This window comes from Burkholderia sp. Bp8994 (genome assembly GCF_003853805.1).
Classification (GTDB): Bacteria; Pseudomonadota; Gammaproteobacteria; order Burkholderiales; family Burkholderiaceae; genus Burkholderia.
Genome location: NZ_QTQH01000004.1, coordinates 91,962 through 107,759, shown reverse-complemented (window position 1 = coordinate 107,759; position 15,798 = coordinate 91,962). Strand labels below are relative to the sequence as shown.

The following is a 15,798-nucleotide window of genomic DNA, read 5'->3' as shown; positions in this document are numbered from 1 at the left end:
CCCTCCTTCAAGCCGGCTCGCCCCACAGACGCAGGCGCGACACGCCGCCATCCGGGAAGATGTTGAAGCGCACGTGCGTGACGGGGCCGAGCGTTGCGAGCTGGTCGAACGTATGCACGTGGTCCATCTGCAGCTTCTGCTCGCCGAGCAGTTCGGCCCAGAACATCGCCTGCGTGACGAGCGAATCGTCGGTGCCGCCGGCGACGTGCGCGGCCTGCAGCGAACAGCGGTCGGGGAAGTTGCCCTTGAAGAACGCCGTATCGACCTCGACGCGCCGGATGATGCCCGGCCGCGCCAGCGCGACGATCGCCCAGTCGTTGCCGGGCTCGCGGCGGCGCCGCGTTTCCCAGCCGTCGCCCATGTTCGCGCCGCGCCCCGGCATCAGCATCTGCGAGGCCGGACCGAAGTGCTGGTTGTTCGCGGCCACCAGGTAGCCGCCGTTCTCGATCGCCGCGAGATCGACGAGTTCGCCCGCCGGCACGTGGCGCCAGTCGCGCTGCGGCTGGCCGTACACGCGCAGCCGCGCGAGCCCGCCGTCCGGATACAGGTTCACGCGCAGGTGCGTGACCGGCTGCGCATCGTCGACGCTCACGTAGTGATGCGAATTGCCCTGCAGCGTCGTCGCGGGGACGATCGTGCGCCATTCGGTGTCGTCCGGCGGCGTGTCGCCGTCCACCGCACAGGCCTCGATCGACGCGGCCGGCGGAAAGTTGCCGGTGAAGTGGCTCGTATCGAGATCGACGCCGTAGATCACGCCCGGCCGCGCGAGCCGGACCACGCAGAAGTCGTGGCCGGTGGTGCGCTTGCGGCGCGTTTCCCAACCGTCCATCCACTTGCCGTGGTCGTCGTACTTGCCGGGAATGAAGACGGCCGGCTCGGGATTCAGCATGCGCTCCTTCGGCGCGAAGAATTCGTCGCTGGCGAAGAGCGCCTGCGCGCCCAGGCGCGGGTCGGCGAGGTTCATGTAGCGCCGCGTGAAGGCCGGCGCGTTCGGATCGAGGATGGGGGCTGCCATGTCGTCTCCATTATTTTGGCAAGGACCGGCGCATCGACGCGCCGGCCGCGGGACATTCGTTCGCGCGAAGCAGCCCGGGAGGCCGCTTCGCGCGCGGGTGCGCTCAGAGCGCGTGGGCCTGGTCGCCGGCGACCGGCGCGGCGCTGCCGGCTTCGTCGGCCACGTAGCGCAGTTCGCGGTTCAGCACGCGCTTCGCACGGGCCCGGTCGATGTCGTTCTCCCACACGGCGACGACCACCGTCGCGACGCAGTTGCCGATCAGGTTGGTCAGCGCGCGGGCAATGCCGACGAACCAGTCGACCGGCAGGATCAGCACGAGGCCGAGCACCGGAATCGCGGGAATCGCCGACAGCGTCGCCGCGAGGATCACGATCGCCGAACCGGGAATCCCGTGCGCGCCCTTCGACGTGACGAGCGACACGAGCAGCACGACGATCAGGTCGTGCGTGGACAGCGGCGTGTTGGTGGCCTGCGCGATGAACAGCACCGCAAGCGTCAGGTAGATCGAGAAGCCGTCGAGGTTGAACGAATAGCCGGTCGGGATCACGAGGCCGACCGTCGAATCCTTGATGCCCATGTATTCGAGCTTGCTCATCACCTGCGGCAGCACCGCGTCCGACGACGCCGTGCCGAGCACGATCGACAGTTCCTCGCGCAGGTAGCGGATCAGCTTGAACACCGAGAAGCCCGCGAGACGCATCACCGCGCCGAGCACGACCGTGACGAACACGAAGCAGCTCAGGTAGAACACCGCGACGAGGTAGCCGAGCTGCTTGAGCGACGCGACGCCGTACTTGCCGGTCGTGAACGCGATCGCGCCGAGCACGCCGAGCGGCGCGAGCTTGATGATGAAGCCGATGATGCGGAAGAACACGTGCGACAGTTCCTCGATCAGCGAATTGACGCGCTGCGCCTTGTCGCCGAGCAGCGACAGCGCCGAGCCGAACAGCACCGCGAACACGAGGATCTGCAGGATGTCGCCCTTCGCGAACGCGTCGATCGCGGTCTCGGGGATGATCTTCATCAGGTAGCCGGCCGTGTCCTTCAGGCTTTCGGCGTTCTTCGCGTACGTCGAGAGCGAGGCCGCGTCGAGCGAGCGCAGGTCGATGTTCATGCCGACGCCCGGGCGCGTGACCCATGCGAGGACGAGCCCGATGCCGAGCGCGAGCGTCGTCATGATCTCGAAGTAGACGACCGCCTTCAGGCCGACCCGGCCGACCTTCTTCAGGTCGCCCGCATTGGCCATCCCGCTGACCACGACGCAGAACACGATCGGGCCGATGACCATCTTGATGAGCTTCAGGAAGCCGTCGCCGAGCGGCCGTAGCGACTCGGCGAAATGCGGGAAGAACGCGCCGAGCGCGACCCCCAGGATCAATGCGACGACTACCCGGCCAAACAGCGAATTGAGGAATTTCGACACGGCGCTCTCCCGATCCAACGGTTGCAGTTTCGTCTGTTCATACTGGTAAGACCAGTGATGTTATGGTGGATAGTAGGAAGCCGATATAGTCGAGTCAAGGACGGACAAAATAGGGATTTCCCGCCCCTGTGCCCCGCACCGTGCGGGGGGCGGATCGTGGCTTTCCCGTAGGCCGGTCGTGCACCGCGCGCGTGCGGATTACAATGCCGGTCAGACCGGCCATCGTTCACATCATGAAAAACGTTCCGCACACCGTGACCGACGCCGCCATCGCGACGATCCGCGACCGGATCGAGGCAGGCGTGTATCCGGTCGGCAGCCTGCTGCCGGCCCAGCGCCAGCTCTCCGAGGAGCTGGAGATCAGCCGCGCGTCGCTGCGCGAGGCGCTGTCGACGCTCGAGGCGCTCGGGATGCTGCGCATCCGCGCCGGCAAGGGCGTGTACGTCGAAAGCGCGCAGGCGTCGGCCGCGCATCCGTGGCAATTCGCCGAGCAGTCGTCGCCGCCCGATACGTACCAGATGCGCTATGCGCTCGAAGGGTTCGCCGCGCGGATGGCCGCGCACGTCGTCACCGACGACGACATCGCGTGGTTCGAGGACAACCTCGCCGACCTGCACGTCGCGCTGACCGACAGCGCGCTCGACGAAGCGTCGCAGCTCGACTTCGACTTCCACATGCGGATCATCCATCTCGCGGGCAACGCGGCGATCGAGTCGGTGCTGCGCAGCAGCGCCGACATCATGAAGGAAAGCCAGCGCATGCCGTTCTACCGGCGCGAGCTGCTGCTGTCGACGTGGCACGAGCACCGCGCGATCGTCGACGCGCTGATCGCCCGCGATGCGGCCGCGGCCGGCACCGCGATCGAGATGCACATCGCGAACGCCGCGCAGCGCGCGGGCATCTTCTTCCCGACGCCGGGCACCTGACGCAGCCGCCGGCCTACGGTCGCGGCCGGCGCGGCAGCGGTTCGCCGGTCGTACCGGTCATCCCCCCGAAGGAGCGCGATACGCGAGCGCGCGCTCGATGAACGCGCGCGCCGCGACGCTACGGTACGCGCTCTTGCGCGTGAGCAGCGCGGCCGTGCGCGACGGCAGCGGCGGATCGAGTTCCAGCGCGCACAAGTCGCCGCTCTCGCGCGCGATCGCGTCGGGCAGCACCGTCGCGAGCCGCCCGCGGCGCACGAGTTCGAGCACCGCGCTGACCGTATTCGTCTCGATCGCGATCCTCGGCTGCACACCCTGCTCGATGAAATACCGGTCGATGCTCGCGCGCGTCGCGAACGCGCGGCTCAGTAGCACCAGCGGCTCGCCGGCGAGTTCGGCCGGGCTCAGCGCGCGGCGGTGGCGGGCGAGGCGGTGCGCGCGGCCCGTCACCAGGGCGAGCGGTTCGTCCCACAGCGGCAGCGCGTCGATGTCGGGCGCGCGCGGCGGCATGAACGCGAAGCCCGCATCGAGCCGGTCGTCGGCAAGCTGCGCCTCGATGCGCTCCTGCGGCATCGCGTCGATCGTCAGCGCGACGTTCGGGAAATCCGCATGGAACGCGTCGATCAGCGAGCCGCTCAGGTAGGCCGCGAAGGTCGGCATCATCGCGAGCCGCAGCGAACCGCTGCCGAGATCGGCAACGTCGTGCAGCGCTCGCTGCCCGGTGTCGAGCTCGTGCAGCGCCGCGCGCGCGTGGCGCGCATAGACCTCGCCGAATTCGGTGAGCCGCACCGTGCGGCCCGAGCGGTCGAACAACTGCACGCCGAGCATGTCCTCCAGCTGGCGGACCTGCTGCGACAGCGTCGGCTGCGACACGTGCAGCGCATCGGCCGCGCGCGTGAAGCTGCGCTGCTCGGCGACGGCCAGGAAATAGCGGATGTGGCGGAGTAGCATGGCGGCCCGGGTATTGGTAGAACCAATGGATACCATAAGGATCCAGTCTTGGACGCTATGGTGCGGTTCCCGCATCATACGCACATCCGCTCCCGAGCACGCCGCCTGGCCGCCGCACCGGAGCGGCCCGCCCGGGCCCGCCTTCCCCCGCCCGCGGCACGACGTTGTGCCGCCGCCTCGACCGGGCACCGGCCACGCGCCGCCCGGCGCGCATCGCGCGCATCGCCGTTCCGTCGACGCCGGCCCCGATTTCCGCAACCCCGCGTTGCCGACGGCCCGCGCCGCCGGCCGGCACCGCTGTTTCTTTCGCGACCATGGAACCGCATCAAGACAACCATCCTCCCCTGACCCGCGCGATGACGCTGCTGTTCGCCTGCGCGTGCGGCATCGTCATCGGCAACATCTATTACGCGCAGCCGCTGCTCGCCGCGATCGCACACAGCTTCGGCCGCCCGCCCGCCGAACTCGGCTATCTCGTCACGCTGACGCAGCTTGGCTATGCGGCGAGCCTGCTGCTGATCGTCCCGCTCGGCGACGCGGTCAACCGCCACACGCTGATCGTGCGGCTGCTCGTGCTCAACGTGATCGCGCTGGCCGCCGTCGCGTTCAGCACGAACTTCACGATGTTCGTCGTCGCGAACATCGCGCTCGGCTTCGTCACCTGCTCGACGCAGCTGCTCGTGCCGTTCGCCGCGTCGCTCGCCGACGCGCGCACGCGCGGCCGCGCGGTCGGCACCGTGATGAGCGGGCTGCTGCTCGGCATCCTGCTCGCGCGCGTCGCGGCCGGCGCGATCGCCGACGGGTTCGGCTGGCGCGCGGTGTACGGCATCGCCGCGGCGATGATCCTCGCGCTGACCGGCGTGCTCGCGGTGAAGCTGCCGAAGGATCGCCGCCACGCGCGGCTCGACTACGCGGCGCTGATGCGCTCGCTCGTCGCGCTGGTGCGCGCGCAGCCGCTGATCGCGCTGCGCTCGGCCTACGGCGCGCTCGTGTTCGCGTGCTTCAGCCTGCTCTGGACCGGCCTCACGTTCCTGTTGAGCCAGCCGCCGTACAGCTATTCCGAAGGGCAGATCGGCCTGTTCGGGATCGTCGGCGCGGTGGGCGCGCTCGCGGCGACGTCGGCCGGCCGGCTCGTCGATCGCGGCCACGGCAACGCGGCGACCGGCCTGTTCGCGGCGGCCGTGCTCGCGTCGTTCGCGCTGATCGCGGCCGGCGCGCATTCGCTCGTCGCGCTGATCGCGGGGATCCTGCTGCTCGACGTCGGCGTGCAGGGCATGCACATCTCGAACCAGAGCGTGATCTATGCACTCGCGGGCCACGCGCGCAGCCGCGTGACGACCATCTACCTGACGAGCTACTTCGTCGGCGGCGCATTCGGATCGTTCGCGGCGAGCGTCGCGTACGGCATCGACGGCTGGCGCGGCGTGTGCATCGCGGGCGCCGCGCTCGCGGGCGTGCTGATCGCCCTGTGGCTCGCGTCGCAGCGCATCGGCGCGCGTCAAGTCACGCAATGATCCGGTTTCGCACCAGCCGATGAAAAAGGCACGCTCCGCCAATCGTGGGCGTGCCTTCCTTGCCTTGTTCGCCGTCGCGCGCCATCAGCAGGAGATCATGCCGCCGCGTCCGCGAAATCGATCAGCACCTTCATCGCGCGCTGCCGGTCGCCGGCCAGCTCGAACGCGCGGTTCGCGTCGCGCATCGGGAACACGCCCGTCACGGCCGGGCGCAGGTCGACGCGCTCGGCATTGATCAGCTGCACCGCGAGCGCGAATTCCGCATGGAAGCGGAACGAGCCGCAGATCGACAGCTCCTTCGCGACCACGACGTTCTGCGGCAGGCTGACGTCGCCGCCGAGCCCGAGCTGCACGACGACGCCGCGCGGCCGCATCACGTCGAGACCGTCGCGCAGCGCGCGCGCATTGCCCGAACACTCGATCATCACGTCGAACGTGCCCTTGTCGGCACCGTAGCGCGCGACCCAGCCGGTATCGGCCGCCGCGTTGATCGTACGGTCGGCGCCGAGCGCGCGGGCGATCTCGAGCGGCGCATCGACCACGTCGGTCGCGACGATCTCCGCCGCGCCGTGCACCCGCGCCGCCGCGACCGCCAGCACGCCGATCGGCCCGCACCCCGACACGAGCACGCGCCGCCCGATCAACGGGCCCGCGCGCGACACCGCATGCAGCCCGACCGCGAACGGCTCGGCGAGCGCCGCGAGCGACAGCGGCACATGGTCCGCCACCTTCACGCACTGCGCGGCATCGCACACGAGCGCGTTGCGAAACGCGCCTTGCACGTGCGGCATGCGCATCGCGCTGCCGTAGAAGCGCATGTCGAGACACTGGTTCGGCAGCCCTTCGAGGCAGTAGCGGCATGCGCCGCACGGGCGGCTCGGATTCACCGCGACGCGATCGCCGACCTTCACCGACGTCACGTCCGGCGCGACCGCCGCCACCGTGCCGGCGACTTCATGGCCGAGCACCATCGGCTGCTGCAGCCGGATCGCGCCGAAGCCGCCGTGCCGGAAGTAATGGAGATCGGAGCCGCAGATGCCGCCCATCGCGACCTCGACGCGCACCTGGCCCGGGCCGATCTCGCCCGCGTCCTGCTCCTCGAGCCGCAGGTCGTTCGGCCCGTGGATCACGAGACACATGCAACGCATACGCATGACGTTCCTCCTTTTCTAGACGGCGCTGGTCAGCCCGCCGTCGACGAACAGCGTCTGGCCGTTCACGAAATCGGATGCGGCCGACGCGAGGAAGATCGCCGCGCCGCACAGCTCGTCGACCTGCCCCCAGCGGCCGGCCGGCGTGCGCTTGCACAGCCAGTCGGAGAACGCCGCGTCGTCGACCAGCGCGCGATTCAGCTCGGTCTCGAAATAGCCGGGCGCGAGGCCGTTCGCCTGGATGCCGTGGCGCGCCCAGTCGGCGCACATGCCTTTCGTCAGCATCCGCACCGCGCCCTTGGTCGCAGCATACGGCGCGATCGTCGGCCGGGCGAGCTCGCTCTGCACCGAGCAGATGTTGATGATCTTGCCGCGGCCGCGCGCGATCATGTGGCGCGCCACCGCCTGCGCGACGTTGAACACGCCGTCGAGGTTCACCCGCATCAGCGCGTGCCAGTCGTCCGGGTCGAACGCGTCGAGCGGCGCGCGGCGCTGGATGCCCGCGTTGTTCACGAGGATGTCGATCGCACCGACGCGCGCCTCGAAATCGTCGACCGCCGCGCGCACCTGCGCGTGCTCGGCGACGTCGAACACCGCGTAGTCGGCCGCGAAGCCTTCCTCGCGGAAATGGCGCGCGAGCGTCGCGGCCTTCTCCTCATTGCGATCGTTGATCACAATCGCCGCACCGGCCTCCGCGAGCCCGCGGGCGAGCGTCAGGCCGATCCCGCGTCCGGAACCCGTGATCAGTGCGCGGCGGCCATCCAGGCGGAACCGGTCAAGTGCGTTGTTCATCCATCTCTCCCCGTGCCATCGAGCCCACCGCCGGTCGCGGCCGGTCTCGCGTCGAGGGTATCTTCGGCGCTCGGCCGGGCGTCGCGCCAATGGTCATTTTTGATCCGGTTATCATGAAATCCGATCACCGTTCGCTGCCGCCCGCCCACAATGGAACTCAAGCAATTGCGCGCCTTCGTCACGCTCGCGGAAGAACTGCATTTCGGGCGCGCTGCACAGCGCCTGTTCATCGTGCAGTCCGCGCTGAGCATGCAGATCAAGGCGCTCGAGGAGGAGCTGGGCGCACGCCTGTTCGAGCGCGACCGTCACAAGGTCGAGCTCAGCGATACGGGGCGCGTGTTCCTGCCCGAAGCGCGGGCGACGCTGCAGCAGGCCGCGCGCGCGGAGCAGATGGCGCGGCTGTCGAGCCGCGGCGAGATCGGCACGCTGCGCATCGCGTTCGTGTCGTCGGTGCTGCCGGCGCTGCTGCCGGCCGTGCTGCGCACGATGCGCGAGCGTTATCCGCTGATCGCGCTCGAACTGAAGGATTTGCCGACGCCCGACCAGATCGCCGCGCTGCGCGACCGGCGCATCGATTTCGGGATGATCCGGCTGCCGGCCGCGTATGCGGGCATCGACACGCGCGTGGTGCTCGAGGAGGGCTTCGTGGTCGCGCTGCCGCTCGACCATCCGCTCGCCGCGCACGACACGATTTCACCGTCCGCGTTGCGCGGCCAGCCCGCGTTCGTGCTCGCGCGCCGCTACGCGCCCGGCTTTCACGACGACATGCTGCTCGCGCTGAGTCGCGCGGGCACGACGCTCGAGATCGCGCAGGAGTTCGGGGAATTCACGACGATGCTCGCACTCGTCGCGGCCGGCATGGGGATCGGGCTGATCCCGGCGGAAGCCGCGAGCGCGCTGCCGCCGAACGTGCTCGCGCGGCCGCTCGACCTGGCCGGCCACCGCAGCGGCATCGGCCTCGCGTGGACCGACCTCGACAGCCCGCTGAAGCGCGCGTTCGTCGACGCGCTCGAGCAGGTGACGGCGAACGCCGCGCAATAAAAAACCCGGCCGGGAAAAATTCCGGGCCGGGCTCGTTCGCCACGCAGGCCGCCGTGCGGCGGCCGCGCGACGTGCGGGATTACTTCGCGTTCGCGAATGCGACTGCCGTATCCAGCATGCGGTTCGAGAAACCCCACTCGTTGTCGTACCAGCTCGACACCTTGACGAGGCGGCCCGACACCTTGGTCAGCGTTGCGTCGAACGTCGACGAGGCCGGGTTGTGGTTGAAGTCGATCGACACCAGCGGTGCGTCGTTGTAGCCGAGGATGCCCTTCAGCGCGCCTTCCGATGCTTCCTTCATGATCGCGTTGACTTCCTCGACCGTCGTGTCGCGCTTCGCGATGAACGACAGGTCGACGATCGACACGTTGATCGTCGGGACGCGGATCGCGTAGCCGTCGAGCTTGCCGTTCAGTTCCGGCAGCACGAGGCCGACGGCCGACGCAGCGCCCGTCTTGGTCGGGATCTGGCTGTGGGTGGCCGAACGCGCGCGACGCAGGTCTTCGTGGTAGACGTCCGTCAGCACCTGGTCGTTCGTGTATGCGTGGATCGTCGTCATCAGGCCGGTTTCGAGGCCGATCTTGTCGTTCAGCGGCTTGACGAGCGGCGCGAGGCAGTTCGTCGTGCACGATGCGTTCGAGATGACGGTGTGCTCGGCCTTCAGCACGTCGTGGTTCACGCCGTAGACGATCGTCGCGTCGACGTCCTTGCCGCCCGGCGCCGAGATGATGACCTTCTTCGCGCCGCCCTTCAGGTGCGCGCTCGCCTTTTCCTTCGTCGTGAAGAAGCCCGTGCATTCCATCACGACGTCGACGCCCAGCTCGCCCCACGGCAGTTCTGCCGGGTTGCGGTTCGCCAGCACGCGGATCTTGTCGCCGTTCACGACGAGGTAGTCGCCGTCGACCGACACTTCGCCCGGGAACTTGCCGTGCGCGGTGTCGTACTGGGTCAGGTGCGCGTTGGTCTTCGCATCGCCCAGGTCGTTGATCGCGACGATCTCGAGATCGTGCTTCTTGCCGTTTTCATAGAACGCGCGCAGCGTGTTGCGGCCGATACGGCCGTAGCCGTTGATTGCGACGCGAATCGTCATGGTCTATCTCCTGATGGCTGAAAAAATTCGTTTCGTGCAGCTTCACGGTGCGACGCGCGCGAGGGGTGGCGCGCGTCGCGAATGCTTTTAGGCCAGCACGGCCTTCGCGGTCTCGACGACGTGCTCGACGGTGAAGCCGAAGTACTTGAACAGCACGCCGGCCGGCGCCGATTCGCCGAACGTGTCGATCCCGACGACGCCGCCTTCGAGGCCGACGTACTTGTGCCAGAACGCGGTCACGCCCGCTTCGATCGCGACGCGGCGCACGCCGTGCGGCAGCACGCGTTCGCGGTATTCGGCGTCCTGGCGGTCGAACACGTTGGTCGACGGCATCGACACGACGCGGGCCGCGATGCCCTGCTGCGCGAGCGGCTCGACGGCCTTCATCGCGAGTTCGACTTCCGAGCCCGTCGCGATCAGGATGATCTTGCGCGCGACGATCTCTTCGTCCCAGTCCTTCAGCACGTAACCGCCCTTCTCGATGTTGGCGATCTGCGCGTCGGTGCGCGGGTTGAACGCGAGGTTCTGGCGGCTGAAGATCAGGCTCGACGGACGATCGGCGGCAACCGCGTGGGTCCAGGCGACGGCCGTCTCGACCGTGTCGGCCGGACGCCAGACGTCATGGTTCGGGATCAGGCGCAGGCTCGACACGTGCTCGATCGACTGGTGCGTCGGGCCGTCTTCGCCGAGGCCGATCGAGTCGTGCGTGAACACGAAGATCGACGGGACCTTCATCAGCGACGCGACGCGCAGCGCGTTGCGGCTGTAGTCGGAGAACGTCAGGAACGTGCCGCCGAACGGCTTGTGGCCGCCGTGCAGCGCGAGGCCGTTGATCGCGGCGCTCATGCCGAATTCGCGCACGCCGTAGTTGATGTGGTTGCCGAGCAGCACGCCCGCGCCTTCCGGATTCGCGCGGACCGCCTTCGATGCCTTCCAGTTGGTCAGGTTCGAGCCGGTCAGATCGGCCGAGCCGCCGAGCAGCTCCGGCAGTGCGGCAGCGAGCCCTTCGATCGCCTGCTGCGACGCCTTGCGGGTCGCGACCGTCTCGGCGCGCTCGTTCGCACCGGCGATGATCGCCGCAGCCTTCTCGGCCCAGTCGGCCGGCAGCTTGTTGGCCATCCGGCGCTCGAATTCGGCGGCTTCTGCCGGGAACTTCGCGCGATAGGCGGCGAACGTCGCGTCCCATTCGGTCTCGGCGCGCTTGCCGGCTTCCTTCGCGTCCCATGCCGCATAGACTTCCTGCGGAATCACGAACGGCTCCCAGGTCCAGCCGAGCGCCGCGCGCGTCTTCGCGATTTCTTCCGCACCGAGCGCCGCGCCGTGCACGTCGTGGCCGCCCGCCTTGGTCGCGGCGCCCTTGCCGATCACCGTCTTGCAGCAGATCAGCGTCGGCTTGTCCGACAGCTTCGCCTTCGCGATCGCCGCGTCGACCGCGTCGACGTCATGGCCGTTCACGTTCGGGATCACGTTCCAGCCGTACGCTTCGAAGCGCTTCGGCGTGTCGTCGTGGAACCAGTTCACGACGTCGCCGTCGATCGAGATGCCGTTGTCGTCGTACAGCGCGATCAGCTTGTTCAGCTTCAGCGTGCCCGCGAGCGAGCAGGCTTCGTGCGAGATGCCTTCCATCAGGCAGCCGTCGCCGAGGAACACGTACGTGTGGTGATCGACGATCTTCGCGCCGTCACGGTTGAACTCGTCGGCCATCAGCGCTTCGCCGAGCGCCATGCCGACCGCGTTCGCGAGACCCTGGCCGAGCGGGCCGGTGGTCGTCTCGACGCCCGGCGTGATGCCGTATTCCGGGTGGCCCGGCGTCTTCGAGTGCAGCTGGCGGAAGTTCTTCAGCTCTTCCATCGGCAGGTCGTAGCCGGTCAGGTGCAGCAGCGAGTACAGCAGCATCGAGCCATGGCCGTTCGACAGCACGAAGCGGTCGCGGTCCGCCCAGTGCGGGTTCGTCGGGTTGTGCTTCAGGTGGCGCGACCAGAGCGCGACGCCGATTTCGGCCATGCCCATCGGCATGCCGGGGTGGCCGGAGTTCGCTTGCTGGACGGCGTCCATCGCGAGCGCACGGATCGCATTGGCCATCAGGGTGGTGGAGGCGGGAGACGAAGTCGTCATGTCGAGTCCGGAGAACGAGTCGAGGAAACGGGGGCACGGCGGCATCCGGAAGCTCGAGCGTCAATCGTTCCCGGCGCGCAGTGCGGCGCCTGACGGACGCGAAGCGGACGGAGCCTACGGACGGGGCTGCAAAGCTCGTCATTTTAACAGATGGGCTGACATTTCCCTTGTCGGCGCGTAGTGTTCCGGCACGGTTTTCCGCCAAACCGCCCGCCTCCTATAATTCAGACGTCGGAACTGTCTGCCCGAGCGGCCCGCCCGTGAACACGACCCTTCTCTTCCATCCCACGCCCGACGTCGCGTACGGCTTCCCGAACGCACGCCGGCTCGCGCACGTCGCGTCGCCGCACCAGCACATCGAGGTCTGGGAAACCCCGCAGCTCGGCCGCCTGTTCACGCTGGACGGCCGGCCGATGACGTCGGTCGGCGACGAATACGTGTACCACGAGTGCATGACGCACCCGGCCGCGCTCGCGCACCCGTGCCCGAGGAAGGCGCTCGTGCTCGGCGGGGGCGACGGCGGTGCCGCGCGTCAGCTGCTCAAGCACGCGTGCATCGAGCGGATCGTCGTCGCGGAGCTCGACGACGAGGTCGTCGGCATGGCGCGCCGCTATCTCGACGACGTGCACCAGGGCGCGCTCGACGACCCGCGCGTCGCGATCGTGATCGGCGACGCCGCGCATTTCGTCGCGTCGACCGTCGAGCATTTCGATCTCGTCGTGTTCGACCTCACGCCGCCCGACTCGCCGGCGGCCGGCCTCTATACGCGCGAGTTCTACGCGCGGCTCAAGCGGATCCTCACGCCGTGCGGCGCGATCTCGATGCATCTCGGCTCGCCGGTGTTCCACACGGCGCGCATCGCCGCGCTGCTCGACGACCTGCGCGCGAGCTTCGCGGTCGTCGATCCGCTGTCCGCGCACGTGCCGCTGTACGGATCCCAGTGGCTGATGGCGATCGCGAGCGACACGCTCGACGCGGCCGCTCTGTTTGCTCACGACATCGACGAACGGCTCGCCGCACGCCGCGTGCAGGGCTTGCGCTACTACGACGCGCGACTCCATGCGGCCCTCTTTGCCCTGCCGCGCGCGCTGCGCGATACACTGGGCGTTCGCCGCTGAGCTTCCGGGCGGACGCATCGCTCCGCGGGCGGGCCGCGCTTTCTCGCGCGCCCGACCCGCCACGCGCGGGCCCGGCGCGACGCAGGCGGCCCGCCTGCGTATCCTCTGCCCGGCGCGGTGCCGCCCCGGGCACCCGCGCGCCAATATCCGTTGGACTGCAAAGCATGGGACCGGAGTCACCGCTCAAGCGCCAACCCCGTTCGACAGGAGATTTCATGACCGATCCACGTCCGGCCAACGTGCCTTGGTTGACGCCTTACCTGGCCGTGCGCAATGCGCACGCGACCATCGAGTTCTTCAAGGCCGCTTTCGGCTTCGAATTGCGCGACGTCCTCGACGAGGACGGCGCGATCATGCACGTCGAGATGACCTACCGCGGGCAGCTGATCGTGATGTTCGCGCCCGAAGGCGCATTCGGCTCGATCGCGCTCACGCCGAAGAGTGCGCACGCAACCGCTCCGCAGTCTTTCTACCTGTATGTCGACGACGTCGACGCAACCTGGCAGCGCGCGCTCGACGCGGGCGCGCAATCGCTGACCTCGCCGCAAGATCAGTTCTGGGGCGACCGCTTCGCCCAGATCGAGGATCTCGACGGCTACCGCTGGGCGCTCGCGCGCCGCCTGGCTGCATGAACGGAGCCGCGATACGCATGAGTGAAGCCACCACCACCGCGGCCGTGCCGCGTTTCTTCGTCGAAGCGGCGCTGCGCGCCGATACGACGCTCGCGTTGCCGGCCGACGTCGCGCGGCACGCGCAAGTGCTGCGGCTGCAGCCCGGCGACGCGCTCGCGCTGTTCGACGGCAGCGGCGGCCAGTACCGCGCGCGGCTCGTCGAGATCGACAAGCGCGGCGCGCTCGCGCAGCTCGAAGGGTTCGATCCGGCCGAGGCCGAGCCGCCCTATCGCGTGACGCTGGCGCAAGGCATCGCCGGCGGCGACAAGATGGACTGGGTGATCGAGAAGGCCGTCGAGCTCGGCGTCGCGGCGGTCGTGCCGCTGTCGACGGCGCGCGGCGTCGTGAAACTGTCCGGCGAGCGCGCGGACAAGCGCGTCGCGCACTGGCGCGGCGTCGTGCGCGCGTCGTGCGAGCAATGCGGGCGCAACCGCGTGCCCGACGTCGCGCCGGTACGCGGCTTCGGCGCGTGGCTCGATACGCTGCCGGCCGCGCCGGCCGACGGCGAGCTGCGGTTGCTGCTGTCGCCGCGCGCGAGCATCCCGTTTGCGTCGCTGCCCGACGCGCCGCCCGCGGCGGCCGTCACGCTGCTGATCGGGCCCGAAGGCGGGCTGTCGCCCGACGAGGAACACGCGGCCCGCGCGCACGGGTTCACCGCGTTGTCGCTCGGCCCGCGCGTGCTGCGCACCGAGACGGCCGGCGCGGCCGTGCTGGCGGCGCTGGCCGCGCGCTGGGGCGGATGGTGATGCGTCGGGGCGCGGCCGGCGTGGCATGCGCCCGAAACGACCGACGCCGGCCCGATGCCTGACGCACGTTCGGACCGACGCCGCGCGTGACTTCCCGGCGCCCATCGGCCGGAACGCAGACGCAAAAAAGCCCGCGCGATGCGGGCTTTTTGCCGAATCGGCCGCGCTCGGGCGGCCAGTGGATCCGCGCTTTACGCGAACGAATAGAACACGCGGAACGCGACCTTGCGCTCGGCCCAGAACTCGGCGGCTTCGCGGAACACGTCGAGCAGCGTCTCGCGCCCTTCCTTGTCGAATTTCTGCGCGATCGGCAACCCTTCGAGAACGATCACGAAACCTGGCTGCGCGCCGGCCTTCGCGACGAGGTCGGTCAGGCAGTCGTACAGCGCGTCGTAGTTCTTGCCGAAATGCTTCGGAAACAGGAACGACGTCGCGATCGTCTCCATCACTTCCTGCTTCGACTGCGCGGCACCGCAATACGCGTACAGGAAATGCTGGCCGAGCCGGCCGGCTTCGTCGGCGAGATCCTGCACGCGGAACGCGCGGATCGACTGCACGAGATTGGGTCGCACGGTCGTGAAAAGGCTCATAGGCTCCTCGTTCGATGAAAGCCCGGGCTCGGCTTCCTGTTGCTCCGCCGCGACGCCTGCCTGTGCCGCCGCGTGAAGTTGGATCACGCGCTGAAACAGGTTGCCGTCGCCGGCCGCGAACAGTTCCGCCGCCGCCGTATCGTGCGCGTAGATGGAGTCGCTCATGCCGTTCATCCCGAAGTCATTCAACAATACGTTTAAAACTGTTGTAGTGGTCGTCCGTGTAATAACAGTTGTCGATCCGGCGCAATGGCCCGCCACAGACGATCCGGCGCGCGCCGCGATTGCGCGCGCGCGGCGTCGGCACCGTGTACTCGTGGTAGTAGCCGCGCTTCGCCTTCGGCAGGATCCGCTCGCGGTTGCCGAAGACGACGCCGTCCTTCTCGTACGGATAGGGGCCACCGGCGCCGATCAGGCCAAGCGTGGTCACGGCCTCGCGCGGCAGGCGGGCGGTCGGGATCGTATCGACCCCGCCGACGGCCAGGTCGGCCGAAACGGCCTGCCGTGCGAAAGCGGCGGAAACCAGACTGCCCGTCGGTGTACCGACGATACCCATCGCGAACATCGCGAAGACGGACGCGAGCGCGCCGTTGCGGAGCCACTTGCGTGCCATGAACCAGGGTTCCCGCTGTTAAATCAAGTAGTTGACGACCAACCA

The 15,798-nt window shown here is 68.7% G+C and carries 15 protein-coding genes; 6 read left to right on the top strand and 9 right to left on the bottom strand.

Annotation, left to right across the window (positions count from 1 at the left end; genetic code table 11):
- Positions 1-7: 7 nt before the first annotated feature.
- The gene (gene alc / locus DIE04_RS05415) at positions 8-1,015 is read right to left on the bottom strand and encodes an allantoicase (protein ID WP_124488263.1); all 1,008 of its coding nucleotides are present in this window, start codon (positions 1,013-1,015) and stop codon (positions 8-10) included.
- Between the two features lie 103 nt (positions 1,016-1,118).
- Positions 1,119-2,438 (bottom strand): C4-dicarboxylate transporter DctA, encoded by a 1,320-nt coding sequence (locus DIE04_RS05410; protein WP_124488262.1) that lies wholly within the window; start codon positions 2,436-2,438, stop codon positions 1,119-1,121.
- A gap of 203 nt (positions 2,439-2,641) precedes the next feature.
- Between DIE04_RS05410 and DIE04_RS05405 the strand changes: the two genes are divergently transcribed.
- A complete protein-coding gene (locus DIE04_RS05405; protein WP_185500313.1) occupies positions 2,642-3,364 on the top strand; it encodes a FadR/GntR family transcriptional regulator in 723 nt (240 codons plus the stop codon).
- Between the two features lie 57 nt (positions 3,365-3,421).
- On the opposite strand, the gene cynR is transcribed toward DIE04_RS05405, so the two are convergent.
- Positions 3,422-4,312 carry a transcriptional regulator CynR gene (gene cynR, locus DIE04_RS05400; RefSeq protein WP_124519981.1) on the bottom strand — a complete coding sequence of 297 codons (891 nt, stop codon included), beginning with the start codon at positions 4,310-4,312 and terminating at the stop codon, positions 3,422-3,424.
- A 314-nt stretch (positions 4,313-4,626) separates the two neighbouring features.
- Between cynR and DIE04_RS05395 the strand changes: the two genes are divergently transcribed.
- The gene (locus tag DIE04_RS05395) at positions 4,627-5,826 is read left to right on the top strand and encodes an MFS transporter (RefSeq protein ID WP_124519983.1); all 1,200 of its coding nucleotides are present in this window, start codon (positions 4,627-4,629) and stop codon (positions 5,824-5,826) included.
- 95 nt (positions 5,827-5,921) lie between these two features.
- Here DIE04_RS05395 and DIE04_RS05390 read toward each other — a convergent pair whose 3' ends face one another.
- On the bottom strand, positions 5,922-6,980 hold the full coding sequence (locus DIE04_RS05390) for an L-idonate 5-dehydrogenase (protein WP_124519985.1): 1,059 nt from the start codon (positions 6,978-6,980) through the stop codon (positions 5,922-5,924).
- 15 nt (positions 6,981-6,995) lie between these two features.
- Entirely contained in the window at positions 6,996-7,769 is a 774-nt protein-coding gene (locus DIE04_RS05385) for an SDR family NAD(P)-dependent oxidoreductase (RefSeq protein WP_124519987.1), read from the bottom strand.
- Between the two features lie 150 nt (positions 7,770-7,919).
- Here DIE04_RS05385 and DIE04_RS05380 point away from each other — a divergent pair, with 150 nt between their 5' ends.
- Positions 7,920-8,810 (top strand): LysR family transcriptional regulator, encoded by an 891-nt coding sequence (locus DIE04_RS05380; RefSeq protein ID WP_124488256.1) that lies wholly within the window; start codon positions 7,920-7,922, stop codon positions 8,808-8,810.
- Between the two features lie 79 nt (positions 8,811-8,889).
- Here DIE04_RS05380 and gap read toward each other — a convergent pair whose 3' ends face one another.
- Both gap and tkt read right to left on the bottom strand, forming a co-directional pair.
- Positions 8,890-9,900 (bottom strand): type I glyceraldehyde-3-phosphate dehydrogenase, encoded by a 1,011-nt coding sequence (gene gap / locus DIE04_RS05375; RefSeq protein ID WP_006485712.1) that lies wholly within the window; start codon positions 9,898-9,900, stop codon positions 8,890-8,892.
- Between the two features lie 87 nt (positions 9,901-9,987).
- The gene (tkt, locus tag DIE04_RS05370) at positions 9,988-12,060 is read right to left on the bottom strand and encodes a transketolase (protein ID WP_044844173.1); all 2,073 of its coding nucleotides are present in this window, start codon (positions 12,058-12,060) and stop codon (positions 9,988-9,990) included.
- Between the two features lie 215 nt (positions 12,061-12,275).
- On the opposite strand from tkt, the gene speE reads away from it, so the two are divergent.
- From speE to DIE04_RS05355, 3 genes are all read left to right on the top strand, one after another.
- The gene (speE, locus tag DIE04_RS05365) at positions 12,276-13,133 is read left to right on the top strand and encodes a polyamine aminopropyltransferase (protein WP_044844174.1); all 858 of its coding nucleotides are present in this window, start codon (positions 12,276-12,278) and stop codon (positions 13,131-13,133) included.
- 215 nt (positions 13,134-13,348) lie between these two features.
- Complete coding sequence (locus tag DIE04_RS05360) at positions 13,349-13,765, top strand: glyoxalase/bleomycin resistance/extradiol dioxygenase family protein (RefSeq protein ID WP_044844175.1); 417 nt, start codon at positions 13,349-13,351, stop codon at positions 13,763-13,765.
- A gap of 17 nt (positions 13,766-13,782) precedes the next feature.
- The gene (locus tag DIE04_RS05355; RefSeq protein ID WP_124519989.1) at positions 13,783-14,550 is read left to right on the top strand and encodes a 16S rRNA (uracil(1498)-N(3))-methyltransferase; all 768 of its coding nucleotides are present in this window, start codon (positions 13,783-13,785) and stop codon (positions 14,548-14,550) included.
- 191 nt (positions 14,551-14,741) lie between these two features.
- On the opposite strand, the gene DIE04_RS05350 is transcribed toward DIE04_RS05355, so the two are convergent.
- Positions 14,742-15,305 carry a barstar family protein gene (locus DIE04_RS05350; protein ID WP_044844247.1) on the bottom strand — a complete coding sequence of 188 codons (564 nt, stop codon included), beginning with the start codon at positions 15,303-15,305 and terminating at the stop codon, positions 14,742-14,744.
- Positions 15,306-15,321: 16 nt separating this feature from the next.
- Positions 15,322-15,753 (bottom strand): ribonuclease, encoded by a 432-nt coding sequence (locus tag DIE04_RS05345; RefSeq protein WP_124519991.1) that lies wholly within the window; start codon positions 15,751-15,753, stop codon positions 15,322-15,324.
- Positions 15,754-15,798: the final 45 nt, after the last annotated feature.